Below are 15,846 nucleotides of genomic sequence, written 5' to 3' on the forward strand. Positions count from 1 at the left end.
AAGGTTAGTTAATCTTATTTGGATTATGGTAGTATACCGGTTGTGTGAATAAATAAAACAATAATGTCAAAGAAATAATAGGAACTAAAACCTATATAAAAATATTAGGGTGACTATAGCTGCAGGGCTCACCTCTTCCCATTCCGAACAGAGAAGTTAAGCCTGCCTGCGCCGATGGTACTGTTACTTACGGGAGAGTAGGTCGTCGCCAGTTTTTTAATCAAAAGCCTCAAGTGAATTACTTGAGGCTTTTTTTATGGGGTAAAATAAAAAATAAAGGTTTAGGATAAGGAATCCTGAAAAGATTTTTACTTTTTTTCAGCACTCTTGATCCTAACAATTAACTCACTACTTAGTACGTATGCCTTGAACGTAGGGAATTCCGTAAAATCATTCTTATTGTACTTCAATTTAGTCTTCTCCTAAAAGTTATATAAATGATCTTAAATGATATTTAACGGTACTCTTACAGTGTATATAATGAGCTATTTCTTTGCTGGTCTTCAGAAATTATTAGGAAAGTATTTACTTCGATTCATTCTACACCTTTAAATTTTAAGGATAGAATTCAAATAATTAAATGATTTTAATTTACAGTGTCTATTTTTGATTAAATAAGAGCTAAAAGTCTTTGAAGTATCTTTTTAAGCCTTAATTAGTAGTTGTGATGTTATTTTATTATTTTATCCAAAATAAAATGAATCTCGGTCATTTAGGAAGTTAAAATGTTGGCGGGTCTTATTCTGTTCTTCTTTATCTATCTCAAATTGTAATATTTCAGGATGTTTGTTTATTGTTTTTACATCTTGACCCAATGTATCAAATAAATGCGAATCTCCTTTATATTCGAGATGATAACCGTCTACCCCAATTCTATTTACTCCGGCAACAAAAGCCATATTTTCTATTGCACGAGTTTTGAGTAACGATACCCATGCTTCTCGCCGTGCTTTTGGCCAGCTAGCATTGCATAAGATCAAATCATAAGGATTTTCTTCTGTATTGCGAACCCAAACAGGGAAACGTAGATCGTAACAAACTATTGGGCGAATTTGCCACCCTTTATAATCGATTGTTACAATTTTATCACCTGCAGAATATACACCAGCTTCTTTTCCGTAACTGAACAAATGTTTCTTATCGTAAATGTAAATAGAACCGCTAGGACAGACGAAATAAAATCGGTTAAAGTATTTGTCGTTTTCGTGTGTAGAAATACTGCCTGCTAATGCAGAATTTAATTCTTTGGCTTTATGTTGCATCCATTCAAAAGTTTCTCCAAATGGTTTTTGAGCAATTTTTTCTACATTCATCGAAAAACCAGACGCAAACATTTCGGGTAACAAGATAAGATCTGTTTGATGATTGGTTAACAAATTATCTAAATAAATTTGATTTGCTTTTGCATCTTCCCAAATAACATCATATTCAATCAAAGAGATTTTAAGTTTATTCTGATTTTCCATTGGTGATAAATTTTTGATCTAATACAGGATGATTATAATAATTGATGATGTAATACGTAAAGATAAAAATAAAAAAACCGATAAACGAACCTCCAACAGTATCAATTGCAAAATGCCGCGAAAGATAAATTCGACTTATGGCAATACTAGGGAATAACAAGGCGTAAAACAATTGCAACCATCTATTTTTTGTCAACAAGCACAAACTCATTGCAATTATTGAAGCTGTTAAAGAATGTCCTGATGGAAAAGTAGAGGCCATTTGTATAGCATAATCTTTTACCAGAACGATATCAATTTTTTTCTGCGAAAAATAATAACCTGGTCGTAAAACTTGCGCAAAATAGACATTTTTAAAGAAAAGACTGATCAAAGATGCGACAGACTCTGCGAGGAATAAATATAAAACCATTCTTTTGGTATGTTTCCAACATAAATAAGCAAGAACGATAAAGAACAAATAATAAGTCCCAAAATCAGTATAGAAAACAAAGAATTTGTCAAAGTAATGGCTGCTATATTTGTTGAAATGGAGGTGTAATTCGTCTCTGCCAAAGTATTGAGTCATGGCGATAGCCGCGAAATTATATATAAAAAATACGACAAAAAAAGGCCAGATACGTAGAAATAAATCTTTTTGTTGGTTCATAAAAAGTAAAAATATTTAATCAAATTTAGGCAAAAAAAAACTTGACTAAATAGCCAAGTTTAAAACGTTTTAATATTGTTTAAAAAATTATTTTACTTTTTCTACGATAGCTTTGAAAGCTTCTGGATTGTTCATCGCTAAGTCAGCTAAAACTTTACGATTTAATTCAATACCAGCTTTATGAACAGCTCCCATAAATTTAGAGTAAGATAATCCGTGTAATCTCGCTCCTGCGTTAATTCTTTGAATCCATAACGCACGGAAATTTCTTTTCTTTTGACGTCTATCACGGTAAGCGTAAACTAAACCTTTTTCTACTGCATTTTTAGCAACAGTCCAAACATTTTTTCTTCTTCCGAAATATCCTTTTGCAAGTTTTAAAACTCTTTTTCTTCTAGCTCTTGACGCAACTGCGTTTACTGATCTTGGCATAATTTTTAATTTTTTTGTAGTGGGCGAGATTGCTCTACTTTAAGGCCCATCAACAGGGTTAATAATGAATTAATAAACCAAATAAGAACACGTTCTTATTTTAATCTTAATTGTTGTTTTACTGAATGAACATCAGCTTTATCAACTAAACCAGTCTGAGTTAAATTTCTCTTTTGTTTAGTCTCTTTTTTTGTTAGGATGTGGCTTTTAAAAGCGTGTTTTCTTTTAATTTTACCTGTTCCTGTTAATTTGAAACGTTTTTTCGCTCCAGATTTTGTTTTTAATTTTGGCATGATTACAAATATTTAAAATTAAAACGTTTTTTATTTTTTGTAAGATAATGAAGACCCAATTATTTTTTAGGTCCCATCATCATAATCATTCTTTTACCTTCAAGTTTTGGCATTTGTTCTACTTTTCCAACATCTTCCAAATCTTGCGCTAAACGTAACAATAAAATCTCTCCTTGATCTTTAAAGATAATAGAACGACCTTTAAAGAAAACATAAGCTTTCAATTTTGAACCTTCTTCTAAGAAAGATCTGGCGTGACGTCTTTTGAATTCGTAATCGTGATCATCTGTTTGAGGACCGAAACGAATTTCTTTAACGACAACTTTTTGTTGTTTAGCTTTTAGTTCTTTCTCTTTTTTCTTTTGTTCGTATAAGAATTTTTTGTACTCTACGACACGACAAACAGGTGGAACGGCTTTTTCACTGATCATTACCAAATCTAATCCTTGTTCCTGAGCAAGCTCTAAAGCTTTAGAAATTGGGTAAACTCCAGGTTCTATACCTTCTCCAACAACGCGAACTTCTTTTGCGTCAATCTTATCATTGATCTTGTGTTGATCTTCCTTAATTACTCTGGCTGGACCTCTGCCGCCTTTTCTTCTAATTGCGATAGTTATTCTGTTTTTAAATTATTTTAATTTGATTTGTTCTTTCATGAAGTTGATAAACGCTTGAATAGTCATCTCTCCTAAATCACCTTCGCCGTGTCTTCTTACAGAAACTGTACCATTTTCTGCTTCTTTTTCACCGATGATTAACATGAAAGGAATTTTGTTGATTTCAGCATCACGGATTTTTTTACCAGTTTTCTCATTTCTACTGTCAATCAATCCGTTAATTTCTTCTTCAGCCAGCAAATTTAATACTTTTTCTCCATATTCTACATATTTTTCACTAATTGGTAAAATTGTGAATAAATCTGGTGTTAACCAAAGTGGTAAATTTCCTGCTGTATTTTCTAACAAGATGGCAATGAATCGTTCCATAGAGCCAAATGGCGCACGGTGGATCATTACTGGTCTGTGTTTTTCATTGTCTGCTCCGGTGTAAGTTAAATCAAAACGTTCTGGTAAGTTATAATCGACCTGGATTGTTCCTAATTGCCATTGACGTCCCAATGCATCTTTCACCATAAAGTCTAACTTAGGTCCGTAGAATGCAGCTTCCCCATATTCTACAACTGTTGGTAAACCTTTTTCTGCCGCAGCTGTTATAATTGCTTGTTCAGCTTTTGCCCAGTTTTCGTCAGTACCAATATATTTTTCTTTATTTTCAGGATCTCTCAAAGAAATTTGAGCCGAATAATTATCAAATCCAAGATTTGTAAATACATATAGGACTAAATCAATTACTTTTTTGAATTCTTCTAATAATTGATCTGGTGTACAGAACAAGTGTGCATCATCTTGAGTAAATCCACGAACACGAGTTAAACCATGTAATTCTCCTGATTGTTCGTAACGGTAAACTGTACCAAATTCTGCATAACGTTTTGGTAAGTCGCGGTACGACCATTGCGATGTTTTGTAAATTTCACAGTGGTGAGGACAATTCATTGGTTTTAATAAGAATTCTTCTCCTTCGTTTGGTGTTTTAATTGGCTGAAAACTATCTGCACCATATTTTGCATAATGACCAGAAGTTACATACAATTCTTTTTGACCAATGTGTGGAGAAATGACCATTTCGTACCCCATTTTTTGTTGCTCTTTCAATAAGAAGTTTTCTAATTTTCTTCTTAAAGCAGCACCTTTTGGTAACCAAAGTGGTAAACCTGCACCTACTTTTTCAGAGAAAGCAAATAAACCTAATTCTTTTCCTAATTTACGGTGATCACGTTTTTTAGCTTCTTCTAATAACTCAAGATATTCTGTCAAATCTTTTTGTTTTGGGAAAGTAATTCCATAAACACGAGTCAACATCTTGTTTTTCTCGTCTCCACGCCAATAAGCTCCTGCAACATTCAAGATTTTTGCAGCTTTTACAATTCCAGTATTTGGAATGTGTCCACCACGGCATAAATCTGTAAAGTTATCGTGTGTACAGAAAGTAATGTCCCCATCTTGTAGATTAGAGATTAATTCTGTTTTGTACTCGTTATCTTTATATGTTTCTAAGGCATCTGCTTTAGAAACTGAATATAGTTTGAATTCAGCTTTTTTCTTTGCATTTTCAAGCATCGCTTTTTCTACTTTCGCAAAATCAGCTTCCGTAAATTTATCTTCACCAAAATCAACATCGTAATAGAATCCTTTTTCGATTGCAGGTCCGATTGTTAATTTTGCCTCCGGATAAAACTCTAAAATAGCTTGCGCCAATAAGTGAGCAGATGAATGCCAAAAAGCTTTCTTTCCCATTTCATCATTCCAGGTTAACAATTTGATCGTTGCATCTTTGGTGATTGGGGTTGTTGTTTCAACTTGATTGTCGTTTACTATAGCCGAAATTACATTACGTGCTAAACCTTCACTAATGCTCAGCGCTACATCCATAGGAGTTACGCCACTCTCATACTGTCTTACACTTCCGTCTGGAAGAGAAATGTTTATCATCTTTCTTTTAGAATTTGTACTAAGATGCAAAATTACGACTTTTCTGTAAGTTGACGAAATTTTTAAAGGGTTGATTTTAGCTAAAATATTAAGTAAATAGTTGTGATACTGTTTTGAATCTAATTATCTTATTTTCGAAACAATTATTTCTTTATAAACTTTAAAATTTCGTTCGATTGTTTTGGTTTAATATAATAGATTCCTGCTGTTAAACCTTGGCAATCAATCGTTACATTTGATTGATTATTGATGTGAACCGATTGTACAAATTGTCCAATTGAATTGTAAATGAAAAGTATGTTATTTTGAGCGTTTAATTGAGTTTTATCAATACCAATCATAATTTTATCATTCGTGATATTCGATGATTGTAACCAGATAAATGGTTTTGATTCAAACGTTTTTGTGTTTAAATTTTCGTGAATTTTAAATTGCATGACAACAGGTAAATGATCGCTCATGTTGTACAAATTAGTTCGTAATGTTTGCGAGTAAATACCTGTACAGTTTGGATCTTTTACGTCTTTATCTAGACAATCTCCATTATTTCCATAAGCCTTATAACTTTCATTTACATAAGATAAGCGTGTACTATTCTTGAAGTTTTCGCTCATCATAATAAAATCAAAACGATCATCCAATCCGCCACCTGCTCCTGCATTAGTCCCACTACCAAAACCTACGTTAGAAACGCGCGTGCTTTGTGTGTGTAAGTAACTAAAAGTTGGATTGTTTTGCCAATTTCCTGGTGCATTGAGTGGATCAATCATCAAAATAGCATTTGTTGGATTTAAAATTTCTTGATAAGCAGGTTCTGATGAGTTATAAAAATTAAAATCTCCAGCAAAAAGTACATATGTATTAGGTTGTGTTAGCTTTTTCAAAGATTTTGTTACTTCTTGCACCATTTCCAAGCGTATTTGACGATTTGCAGGTCCTGTACTTGATTTTAAATGAGCAACAAAAACTTCTAAACGAATTGTGTCGTTTGAAGTTATATTTAATTGGAAAGAATATTGATTGATGTCGCGATAAACTGTTGGGATTTTTTGTTGGTTAACTAAAGTAAGTTTACGTGTGTTGTAAAAAACCATTGTTTGTAAAGGATCATCTAAATTGGTTGAGTCAGCTACAAAAAGAGCGCGAGCAAATTTATCAGGTTGATTTTGCAACGAAGTATTCAGAATTAAATCAGCGCCGTTTTCGGATACTAATTCACAAATCATAAATAAATCAGGTTGGTATTCGTCTAAAATATTTTTTAAGATAAATTGACGATTTTGAGGGAGTGAGTTCGGAAATTTAAACACATTGTAAAACATCGTATTTAATGTTTCTTGTGAAAAAAGAGAAACCGAAAGTATTAAAAAAAGAGAGAGTATAATTTTTTTCATATCAACTGATTTTCGTTTAACACTTGGATTTTTATAAAATCTAAAAACTTATTATTGGTATAAGTTTAGAATAAACTAAATATACTGATTATCAATTAAATAAAAAAGTATTTCTTTCTGAAAGAGAAATATTTATCACCTTACTTTTAATTTTCTGTAAGTTGACGAAATTTTTAAAGAGTTGATTTTTGACTTGTGATGATAGAAAATGATTTAAAGAGATTATATCATAAATTAATTCGAATAAATTAACATCAGTTTGTCGGTTTATAGAATTTTATGGAACAATTTATGGTGCTTTTTTATTTGATTATCAAGTATATATTCGAGATGTTGTAAAGTCAAAGAGCGTATTGTCTGTAATTAACATAGGTCAATATTATTGGCATTATCTACACCTAATTTTACAGGAGTAAGAAAATAAATTCACAATTTTAAAAAATTAAATTATGGCAAGTTTACCTATCAGAGATCAGAAGAAAGATCATTTATTAACTCCGGAAAATTCAGCATTAATTGTTATCGATTATCAACCTGTACAGGTTAATTCGATTGCCTCTATGGATCGACAATTACTATTGAATAATATTTCAGGAGTAGCACAAGCGGCTAAATTGTACGAATTACCAATTGTATTGTCTACAGTGAATGTTGAAACCGGATTTAATAAAGAAACAGTTCCTCAACTAAAGAAACATTTGCATGATGTTAAATCTTATGATCGAACAACAATTAATTCTTGGGAGGATAAAGAGTTTGTAGAAGCAGTAAAAGAAACTGGTCGTAAGAAACTAATTATGACAGCACTTTGGACAGAAGCATGTTTGACTTTCCCTGTGTTAGATGCTTTAAAAGAAGGATATGAAGTTTATATCGTTGTAGATGCAGTTGGAGGAACATCAAAAGAAGCTCATGATGCAGCTATTCGCAGAATGGAACAAGCTGGAGCGATTTCTATTAGTGTTGCACAGTTGTTTTGTGAGTTGCAAAGAGATTGGAAAAGAGCTGAAACTTCACAAGGGTTTATGGAGCTATTTATCAATACGGGAGGTACAGCCGGTATTCAATTCAGCTATGATAAAACGGAATAATAATTTTAAGCGGTATAATATGATTGCAATAAAAAATGGCTAATGTAAAACATTAGCCATTTTTATCTATTTATGATCGTGCTCGTCTGAAGTATAAAAATAAGGTGAGTAATCCGAAAACAATGTTCGGAATCCAAGCGGCAATAAATGGAGAAACATAACCATTTTCGGAAAAAGTAGAAGTTGTTTGCGAAAAGAAAATATACACAAATGCTAATGAAATTCCAACAGCTAAGTTTATTCCAATTCCTCCACGACGTTTTTTAGAAGAAAGTGATAGGGCTAAGATCGTTAAAATAATTGTCGAAAAAGGATTACTCAAACGCGCATTTAGCTCATTTTGATATGTATTTACATTTGCAGAACCTTTTGCTTTTTGCTTCTGAATAAATTCATTCAGCTCAAACGTATTCATTGTTTCTGCGACGTATTCTTCTGGTAAAATTTCGTCAGGAGAAGCAGCTAACTTTATATTTGTATTTGGCTCATACTTCAATTTTTCTGTATGATCTTTATTGATTTCCCTTGTATAAACACTCATTAAAGCATATGTAGAATCTTTATCATTCCAATTGAAACTTGATGCAATGATTTGTTTCTTTAATTCTGTTGAATCAAATTTTTGATACATAAAAGAACTTCCCATTTTATCTGTTCTATCGTAGCTGTCTACAAAAACATATTCGTTAGGAGAAATTTGCGAACCAATACGTTGTCGTTTATAATAATCTTCCTTATCTGTATTGCTTAACAAATGAGAGTATTGGTATTTATTCTTTTTAATATTTGCCCAGGGTAAAATTACATTTCCTACCAACATGGCAGAAACAGCTAAAAATAGGGCAACCCAAATGTAAGGAAGTGTAAATCGATAAAAACTAATTCCACCCGAAAGCACACCTACAATTTCTGTTTGCATCGTAAGACGTGAAGTAAAATAAATCACGGTGATGAAAACAGCAATTGGCAGAAAGGTATTGATAATCCAGACTGACCAATAGGGATAAAATTGAGTCATTGCTGCATAGGCAGTAGAACCACTATCATTAATACGGCCTAATTTCTGACTAAGATCGACAATAACGGCGATGGTAGACAAAATCAAAACCATGAAGATAAAGGTTCCGATAAAGTTTCGGATGATGTATTTATCAATTATTTTCAAACTACAGTCGTTGTTTTAATTGTGGAACAATTTGTTCTTTCCATTGAGCGAAATCTCCTGCTAAGATATGTTCTCTTGCAACTCTTACCAAATCTAAATAAAAGGCAAGGTTATGAACAGATGCGATTTGTTTTCCTAAAGCTTCGTTTGCATTAAACAAATGGCGTACATACGCTTTCGTATAATAGCTATCTACGTAGCTTGTTCCATTTTCATCCAATGGTTCAAAACAATCTTTCCATTTCGCATTCTTCATATTCATGACACCATTCCAAGTAAATAACATTGCATTACGCGCATTACGTGTAGGCATTACACAGTCGAACATATCAACTCCTAAAGCAATACATTCGATGATATTCCAAGGCGTACCAACTCCCATTAAATAACGAGGTTTGTCTTGTGGAAGAATTTCAGTTACGATATCTGTCATTTCATACATCACAGGTTCTGGTTCACCAACAGAGAGACCTCCAATTGCGTTTCCTTCAGCCCCGAAATCGGCGATATATTTAGCCGATTCTTGGCGCAAATCTTTAAAATCATTTCCTTGTACAATAGGGAAAAGCGTTTGTTTGTGTCCGTAATATTCCGGATTGTTGTTTAACCAAGTTCTACAACGTTCTAACCAGCGATGAGTCACATGCATTGCACGTTTAGCATCGTGATATTTGGCCGGAATACCTGTTAATTCATCAAAAGCCATAAAAATATCTGCTCCGATGTAACGCTGAATCTCCATAGATTTTTCTGGTGTAAACATATGATAAGAACCATCGATATGCGATTTGAAACGGACTCCTTCTTCAGATTTCTTACGACTTGTTGCCAAAGAATACACTTGGAATCCTCCGGAATCTGTCAAAATAGGTTTTTGCCAATTGATGAATTGATGTAACCCACCCGCTTTGTGCAAAATATCTGTTCCCGGACGCAAATATAAATGATAGGTGTTTCCAAGAATGATCTGAGCTTTAATATCTTCTTCTAATTCACGTTGATGAACGGCCTTTACCGTACCAACTGTACCAACAGGCATAAAAATTGGTGTTTGAATTTTACCGTGATCGGTTTCTACAACACCAGCTCTTGCCTTTGAAAATTCGTCTTTTTTATCGATTGAAAATTTCATAGTGTGCAAAGATATTAATTGTTTAGCTTGTTGCGAGTTGGTTTGAAAAAAAATAACAAAAAAATAAGGATAAAGTTATCTTTATCCTTATTATCAAAATTTAAGAAACGATTATTTTGTAAAACGTAATGACATTTTTCGGTCAGAAGCTCTTTCTTCATCCGAAGCTGTTTCCGGAACTTTTGCAAATTCTTCTCCGTATCCTTCAGCTCCTGCAACTTGTGCACCTACACCGCGTTTAGTTAATTCCGCTTTTAAGAAATCTGCACGTTGTTGAGAAATTTCTTTATTTTTAGCATCATCTCCTTTTTTATCAGAATAAGCACCAAGCTTTATTTTTGCAGTTGGGTATTTTTTCAAAATTGCAGCGATATTATCCAATTGGATTTCTGAGCCTGCTTCCAATTGATCTGTTTTTCCAAAAACGAAATTGACATTATCAAAATTGAACCATTTTTCTTTCAATTGATCTTCAGTCATTGTTGCAAATTCCGGAGCTTTGATAAATTTGATAATTTGATCTTCTAGTCCATTTGCATATCCTTTTAACGCAATACCATCTAAATCGATTGTAGAAATTTCACGAGGTTCTGTTAAAGAGTCAACGACTATTTCCGTTTCTTCTGTTACGACTGTTTTTTCATCTTTTCCTTTGCAGTATTTCAGCAAAAAGAAGGCAGCTAAAGCTAAGATGATCAGCGGAATGATCCACTTCCAAAATCCGCCACCGTCATTATTGTTGTGATGTGTTTCTGCATAAGCATCGACAGGTGCAACATAAGGTTTTTCTTCAGGTTCTACATCAACCACTTTTCTTGTTTCAGTAACGGTCTCAGTAATGTGATCTTTCGCAACATCAATTGTTTCAGTAATTTCATGAGCATCGTTAAACATAGTGCCTAAACCTAAAGACCCAAGACCTAAACCAGCAGGAATTAAACCTACTATTTTATCTTTTATTCCACCCAATGAAGAAAAGAAATCAGATTCAGAAACATGATTAAACTCGGCTTCTTTGCCAATAGAACCAAAAGTTGTTAAGGCAGTTAAATCGAATAATTTTGAAGAAGAAGCAGTTGAAATACCTGCGTATTCTGCAATTTTAGAAATGATAGGTTGTGCATTTGAACCAAAAATAACCTGAATTAATTCTTTGATTGTATCCGGTGTTTGTTGTTCTGTCGAAATGTTAGCTAATCCACGCGAAGCACCAAATGTTTTAATGGTGTGGAACAATCCTGTTGTAGAATTCTTTTTTTCTAAAACACCTCCCAAAATAATGGGAATAAAAGCGTTGATTGCTTTTGAAATTCCTGAATCACTTTCACCCAATTCTGATGAAGTTTTAGAAATTAAATCTGGAGTAATATACCCTTTCACTAACTCAATAATGTTCATAGTTTTTAAAATTTTAATTTATAGTTGTTTTTTGTTGTAATGTATTCTTAACGAATACTGTACCAGTATTCAGATTTATTAAAAATAGTTAAAAAAAATGATAAATTTTTGTTTTTTTTGAAAAGATGTAAGATTGGAATTAATTTTATCCGCTGAATTACTAAAAAAATATTATGCAAGAACAAGACAAGGTTGATAGTTTACAGGATGTGATTTCAACACCTATCAAAGATGTAGAATATATTACGAACTGGTTAATTACGAAAGGGTCTGAAGTGGGGTGGAGCTTGGTCTCTGCCATATTTACCTTAGTAATTGGTTTATGGTTGGCGGGTAAATTGAAAAAATTGATAGAAAAACGTATGATTGCTCGTAACGTGGATTTATCTATTCGTACTTTTCTTATTCCGATTATAAATATTGTTCTAAAAATGATCGTGATAATGTTTGTTGTTTCACGATTGGGTTTAGATGCCTCTGGTTTAATTGCCGCATTGGGTGGGGCTGGTTTGGCAATTGGTTTAGCACTGCAAGGGTCTTTGTCAAATTTTGCAGCGGGAATTCTAATTATCATTTTCAAACCGTTTAAAGTAGGAGATTATATTGTTTCACAAGGAAATGAAGGAACTGTCGAATCAATCAGTTTATTAAATACAGTGATTGCTACTGCAAAAGGACAGGTTGTGACGCTACCAAATGCAAATTTGTTTAATAATCCAATTGTAAATTATTCCGTCAAAGAATATCGTCGATTAGATGTAAATATAGGAATTTCTTATAACGATGATTTTGATAAGGCGCGTGAAGTTTTATTAGGCGTTTTGGAAAAAAATGAATTGGTAGATGATACACAATCTAAGACCGTTGAAATATTGGAGTTTGCAGCAAGCAGTGTAAATTTGGCTGTACGTTGTTATGTGAAGAATAGTGATTATTGGACAGCTTATTGGCAATTGTACAAAGCTGTAAAATATGCTTTGGATGAGAATAATATCTCGATACCTTATCCGCATACAGAGATGATTATTAAAAATGATAGTAATTCGACAACAATCCCTTTCGAGAATAAAGATTAATGAAGTATTTATTTATAATAGGATCAATTTTTTTTTCTGTGCATCTTTTTGCGCAGAAAGAATTGATTGATCAGCATCTCAATTCAGATTTTTATTCCACACAATTCACCGGATTTTATTTATATGATCCGTTAACCAAAGAAGAAATTTATAATTATAACGGGAATAAATTTTTTATACCTGCATCCAACACTAAAATTTTTACACTCTATACAGCGATGAAAATGTTGAATGATTCGATTCCTGCATTCAAATATCAGTTGATAGGAGATGAATTGCATATAGAAGGAACCGGAGATCCGACTTTTTTACATCCGAAATATAAGAATACACGCGCAGTAGACTTTCTGAAAAATAATGGAACAAAACTAATTTTTCATTGGAATAATTTCGATGAAGAATCTTTTTTGCCAGGTTGGACATGGGATGATTTTCGAAAGGATTATGCTCCGGAAAGAAGTCAATTCCCGATTAATGAAAATTTAGTATCCATTTTTAAAAATGGAAATTCGGTAAGAACTTTTCCTACCTATTTTGAGGAGTTAACTGAAATTAGAGAAATGACTGAGCCACGTGATTTTTACGATAATAAATTTTATATCAGTAATAAAAAACGTTCAGAGAAAGTTCCGTTTATTGTAAATGAAACGGTGGTTGAAAAATCATTGTCTCAAATTTTAGGAAAACCAGTGGATATGGTGAAGACTTCGATGCCTAAAGATTTCAAACTATTTTACAGTCAGCGAGCAGATGATGTTTATCGTGAGATGATGGAGAACAGCGATAATTTTTTGGCAGAGCATCTTTTGATTTTAGCATCCAGCACATTGTCCGGTAAATTAAGTTCGGTTCAGGTTATAAATTATTCAAAAAAGAATTTTTTAAAAGATTTGAAACAACAACCTGAATGGTTTGATGGTTCGGGTTTATCGCGTTATAATTTGTTTACACCACAAAGTTTGGTTCAGGTTTTAGAAAAAATGTACAGCGAATTTTCTGAACAACGATTGTTCTCTATTTTTCCGATAGGAGGCAAAACCGGAACTATAAAAAATAGATACAAAGATGTAGGTCAGCCTTATATTTATGCAAAAACCGGAACATTGAATAATAATGTGACGTTGAGTGGTTACTTGAAAACAAACTCAGGTAGGACGTTAATTTTTAGTTTGATGAACAATAATTCAATCAAAAATTTAACTTTAATCAGAAGTGAAAATGAAAAACTTTTGAAAATGATTAGAGATCATTATTAATAAAAAAATAAAAAAAAGTCTTCCGCTTCGGAAGATTTTTTTTTATTTTTTTATTTAGAACGATAGTTTTACCACATCATTACTTCCTGTTAAGACTTTCGTATCTTTTTTGTTTTTGACGTCAAAGGTTACAATGTTTTGTTGATCATTAAAAATATCTGTCAGCAAAGCCACTCTTAATTCAATCGAACTGATATCAGAAATTTTATCAAATTTAAAGAACACTCTTGTCGATTTATCATTAACCTGATAACCATAATAAGATGTTCCTAAAGCTTTTCCGTTGACTTTGACATCAACTTTACTGTTCACATACGATTTTAACTTGTTTTCAAAATTTGATTTATTTGAAACATCAGCACCAACTGCTTTTTCCAATTGATTTGTAAAGGTACGGGCAGTTATGTTTAAAGTACCTGTTTCTTGTTCATAGTCAACTTTGATATTTGCCGTATGAAAATCCTGGGCACTTAGGTTAAAAGTGATTAAAACCAAAAGTAAAGAGAATAGATATTTTAAATGTTTCATTTTATTTCTTAGTTTATACGATCCAGTTCAAATCAAGTGCCAAAATTTCTTAAAATCTAAAAACAAAAGTATCGTGGATTGTTTCTAAACGAAATTAGAATAAAAAAATTGTAAATCAAGGAAATAAAAAGAGTATTAAACTGATTAATACTCTTTTTATGAAGTTATGCTAAATCTTAAGCAAACCAAATGTGGTAAGGAATTCTACTTAAAATACAAACTAACCCGATGATTGCAAAAATAGCGACATTCATTGGGACAGTTGTCGAACGTTTTAGTTTTGCATTTGCAATTGTCATAAATACTACACCGGCAATCATCATCATTGGATGTTCAACAAATGTTAATCTTAATGCAGAATCAGACATAATGTTTGATGGTTCTAATGCAGAAAACATCATAATGTAATACACTAATCCAATTAACAATTGTACATGGAAAGTGATCGTTGTAAATAATCCGATCTTCTTAATTGTAGCGTCAGTATCTTTTTTGGAAATCGCATAAATTAATGTTGAAATCACAAAGATAACACCCATCAAAATTACCAGATAAGCCCAACCACTATGAAATTGTTTAATAAAATCCATTTTTCTAATTTTAGTTTTTCATTACAAAAATAACAAACCTTTTTACATAAATACTATTTGCTGATATTTATGTGTTTTTAGAACGGTTTTTTAGATTAATCAAAATCTTGTAATTTCGTGCAAAATATATCCGAAATGGGAAAAGATAAAATCAGAAGATTTAACGAAAATAAAACTTTTCAAAATGTTGTTCAACCAACAAGGGACGAGGCAACCAGCAATTTTGCATTAAAAGGAAATTGGAACAAGGATTTTTTCAAGAACGACAATCCAATTGTCTTAGAACTTGGGTGCGGAAAAGGAGAATATACGGTTGCAATGGCTCGTCGTGATAAAGATCGTAATTTTATCGGAGTAGATATTAAAGGATCGAGATTTTGGCGTGGAGCTAAAACTTGTTTGGAAGAAGGAATTGAAAATGCAGGATTTCTTAGGACACAAATCGAAATTATTGATCATCTATTTGCTGAAAATGAAGTAAGCGAAATTTGGATTACTTTCCCGGATCCACAAATTAAATACAGAAGAACAAAACATCGTTTAACCGATCCTGAGTTTTTGAGACGTTATCATAAAATCCTGAAACCGGAAGGAACAGTGAACCTGAAAACGGATTCTGAATTTTTACATGGGTACACACATGGTGTCATTCATATAGAAGGTCATGAAGTAATTCGTTCTACACACGATGTTTATCACCCGGATCATTCTGATATTCCGGCAATTGTAACCGATGTACAAACCTATTACGAATCAAAATTTTTAGAGGAAGGTAAAAAGATTACCTATATAAAGTTTCAATTGAAATACTAACAAAAATCCAT

The 15,846-nt window shown here is 32.5% G+C and carries 16 protein-coding genes and 1 rRNA gene; 5 read left to right on the forward strand and 12 right to left on the reverse strand.

The genetic code is table 11. The annotated features are described in order from the left end of the window. Nucleotides 1-105: 105 nt before the first annotated feature. Nucleotides 106-214: ribosomal RNA gene (gene rrf, locus H277_RS0117085) — 5S ribosomal RNA — on the forward strand. Between the two features lie 469 nt (nt 215-683). On the opposite strand, the gene H277_RS0117090 is transcribed toward rrf, so the two are convergent. The 7 genes from H277_RS0117090 to H277_RS0117120 form a co-directional block, all read right to left on the reverse strand. Continuing rightward, nucleotides 684-1,466: a nitrilase-related carbon-nitrogen hydrolase gene (locus tag H277_RS0117090; protein WP_019976845.1), complete on the reverse strand. Its 783-nt coding sequence runs from the start codon at nt 1,464-1,466 to the stop codon at nt 684-686. Then, nucleotides 1,450-2,115 carry a phosphatase PAP2 family protein gene (locus tag H277_RS0117095; RefSeq protein ID WP_019976846.1) on the reverse strand — a complete coding sequence of 222 codons (666 nt, stop codon included), beginning with the start codon at nt 2,113-2,115 and terminating at the stop codon, nt 1,450-1,452. Before H277_RS0117095 ends, H277_RS0117090 begins: the two co-directional genes overlap by 17 nt. Before the next feature lie 87 nt (nt 2,116-2,202). Further along, nucleotides 2,203-2,547 carry a 50S ribosomal protein L20 gene (gene rplT / locus H277_RS0117100; protein ID WP_019976847.1) on the reverse strand — a complete coding sequence of 115 codons (345 nt, stop codon included), beginning with the start codon at nt 2,545-2,547 and terminating at the stop codon, nt 2,203-2,205. A 95-nt stretch (nt 2,548-2,642) separates the two neighbouring features. Next, entirely contained in the window at nt 2,643-2,840 is a 198-nt protein-coding gene (gene rpmI, locus H277_RS0117105) for a 50S ribosomal protein L35 (protein ID WP_019976848.1), read from the reverse strand. A 59-nt stretch (nt 2,841-2,899) separates the two neighbouring features. Next, entirely contained in the window at nt 2,900-3,409 is a 510-nt protein-coding gene (gene infC / locus H277_RS0117110) for a translation initiation factor IF-3 (RefSeq protein WP_236901663.1), read from the reverse strand. Nucleotides 3,410-3,469: 60 nt separating this feature from the next. Next, a complete protein-coding gene (thrS, locus tag H277_RS0117115) occupies nt 3,470-5,392 on the reverse strand; it encodes a threonine--tRNA ligase (protein ID WP_019976850.1) in 1,923 nt (640 codons plus the stop codon). A 143-nt stretch (nt 5,393-5,535) separates the two neighbouring features. After that, a complete protein-coding gene (locus H277_RS0117120) occupies nt 5,536-6,786 on the reverse strand; it encodes a hypothetical protein (protein ID WP_019976851.1) in 1,251 nt (416 codons plus the stop codon). 449 nt (nt 6,787-7,235) lie between these two features. Between H277_RS0117120 and H277_RS0117125 the strand changes: the two genes are divergently transcribed. Further along, nucleotides 7,236-7,877, forward strand: coding sequence for a hydrolase (locus H277_RS0117125; protein WP_019976852.1), 642 nt, complete (start codon nt 7,236-7,238; stop codon nt 7,875-7,877). Between the two features lie 70 nt (nt 7,878-7,947). Here the strand turns inward: H277_RS0117125 and H277_RS0117130 are convergent, their stop codons facing one another. The 3 genes from H277_RS0117130 to H277_RS0117140 all read right to left on the reverse strand — a co-directional run bounded on the left by H277_RS0117130 (nt 7,948) and on the right by H277_RS0117140 (nt 11,572). Beyond that, nucleotides 7,948-9,042 carry an LptF/LptG family permease gene (locus H277_RS0117130; RefSeq protein WP_026357700.1) on the reverse strand — a complete coding sequence of 365 codons (1,095 nt, stop codon included), beginning with the start codon at nt 9,040-9,042 and terminating at the stop codon, nt 7,948-7,950. 1 nt (nt 9,043) lies between these two features. Beyond that, nucleotides 9,044-10,174 (reverse strand): tRNA guanosine(34) transglycosylase Tgt, encoded by a 1,131-nt coding sequence (tgt, locus tag H277_RS0117135; RefSeq protein WP_019976854.1) that lies wholly within the window; start codon nt 10,172-10,174, stop codon nt 9,044-9,046. 111 nt (nt 10,175-10,285) lie between these two features. Next, nucleotides 10,286-11,572 (reverse strand): OmpA family protein, encoded by a 1,287-nt coding sequence (locus H277_RS0117140; RefSeq protein WP_019976855.1) that lies wholly within the window; start codon nt 11,570-11,572, stop codon nt 10,286-10,288. 173 nt (nt 11,573-11,745) lie between these two features. Between H277_RS0117140 and H277_RS0117145 the strand changes: the two genes are divergently transcribed. Together H277_RS0117145 and H277_RS0117150 are read left to right on the forward strand one after the other, a co-directional pair. Continuing rightward, the gene (locus tag H277_RS0117145) at nt 11,746-12,648 is read left to right on the forward strand and encodes a mechanosensitive ion channel family protein (protein WP_019976856.1); all 903 of its coding nucleotides are present in this window, start codon (nt 11,746-11,748) and stop codon (nt 12,646-12,648) included. Then, nucleotides 12,648-13,904 (forward strand): D-alanyl-D-alanine carboxypeptidase/D-alanyl-D-alanine-endopeptidase, encoded by a 1,257-nt coding sequence (locus H277_RS0117150; RefSeq protein ID WP_019976857.1) that lies wholly within the window; start codon nt 12,648-12,650, stop codon nt 13,902-13,904. Before H277_RS0117145 ends, H277_RS0117150 begins: the two co-directional genes overlap by 1 nt. A gap of 54 nt (nt 13,905-13,958) precedes the next feature. On the opposite strand, the gene H277_RS0117155 is transcribed toward H277_RS0117150, so the two are convergent. Both H277_RS0117155 and H277_RS0117160 read right to left on the reverse strand, forming a co-directional pair. Continuing rightward, nucleotides 13,959-14,432 carry a DUF6702 family protein gene (locus H277_RS0117155; protein WP_019976858.1) on the reverse strand — a complete coding sequence of 158 codons (474 nt, stop codon included), beginning with the start codon at nt 14,430-14,432 and terminating at the stop codon, nt 13,959-13,961. Nucleotides 14,433-14,608: 176 nt separating this feature from the next. Further along, on the reverse strand, nt 14,609-15,022 hold the full coding sequence (locus H277_RS0117160) for a hypothetical protein (RefSeq protein ID WP_019976859.1): 414 nt from the start codon (nt 15,020-15,022) through the stop codon (nt 14,609-14,611). A gap of 135 nt (nt 15,023-15,157) precedes the next feature. On the opposite strand from H277_RS0117160, the gene trmB reads away from it, so the two are divergent. Then, nucleotides 15,158-15,835 carry a tRNA (guanosine(46)-N7)-methyltransferase TrmB gene (gene trmB, locus H277_RS0117165; protein ID WP_019976860.1) on the forward strand — a complete coding sequence of 226 codons (678 nt, stop codon included), beginning with the start codon at nt 15,158-15,160 and terminating at the stop codon, nt 15,833-15,835. Nucleotides 15,836-15,846 lie beyond the last annotated feature (11 nt).

The sequence above is a fragment of the Empedobacter brevis NBRC 14943 = ATCC 43319 genome (genome assembly GCF_000382425.1).
Lineage (GTDB): Bacteria > Bacteroidota > Bacteroidia > Flavobacteriales > Weeksellaceae > Empedobacter > Empedobacter brevis.

Bases quoted from the DNA above. Each gene is read 5' to 3' on its own strand.
- H277_RS0117090 (WP_019976845.1), bottom strand. From the start codon at position 1,466: ATGGAAAATCAGAATAAACTTAAAATCTCTTTGATTGAATATGATGTT.
- H277_RS0117095 (WP_019976846.1), bottom strand. From the start codon at position 2,115: ATGAACCAACAAAAAGATTTATTTCTACGTATCTGGCCTTTTTTTGTC.
- rplT (WP_019976847.1), bottom strand. From the start codon at position 2,547: ATGCCAAGATCAGTAAACGCAGTTGCGTCAAGAGCTAGAAGAAAAAGA.
- rpmI (WP_019976848.1), bottom strand. From the start codon at position 2,840: ATGCCAAAATTAAAAACAAAATCTGGAGCGAAAAAACGTTTCAAATTA.
- thrS (WP_019976850.1), bottom strand. From the start codon at position 5,392: ATGATAAACATTTCTCTTCCAGACGGAAGTGTAAGACAGTATGAGAGT.
- H277_RS0117120 (WP_019976851.1), bottom strand. From the start codon at position 6,786: ATGAAAAAAATTATACTCTCTCTTTTTTTAATACTTTCGGTTTCTCTT.
- H277_RS0117125 (WP_019976852.1), top strand. From the start codon at position 7,236: ATGGCAAGTTTACCTATCAGAGATCAGAAGAAAGATCATTTATTAACT.
- tgt (WP_019976854.1), bottom strand. From the start codon at position 10,174: ATGAAATTTTCAATCGATAAAAAAGACGAATTTTCAAAGGCAAGAGCT.
- H277_RS0117140 (WP_019976855.1), bottom strand. From the start codon at position 11,572: ATGAACATTATTGAGTTAGTGAAAGGGTATATTACTCCAGATTTAATT.
- H277_RS0117145 (WP_019976856.1), top strand. From the start codon at position 11,746: ATGCAAGAACAAGACAAGGTTGATAGTTTACAGGATGTGATTTCAACA.
- H277_RS0117150 (WP_019976857.1), top strand. From the start codon at position 12,648: ATGAAGTATTTATTTATAATAGGATCAATTTTTTTTTCTGTGCATCTT.
- H277_RS0117155 (WP_019976858.1), bottom strand. From the start codon at position 14,432: ATGAAACATTTAAAATATCTATTCTCTTTACTTTTGGTTTTAATCACT.
- H277_RS0117160 (WP_019976859.1), bottom strand. From the start codon at position 15,022: ATGGATTTTATTAAACAATTTCATAGTGGTTGGGCTTATCTGGTAATT.
- trmB (WP_019976860.1), top strand. From the start codon at position 15,158: ATGGGAAAAGATAAAATCAGAAGATTTAACGAAAATAAAACTTTTCAA.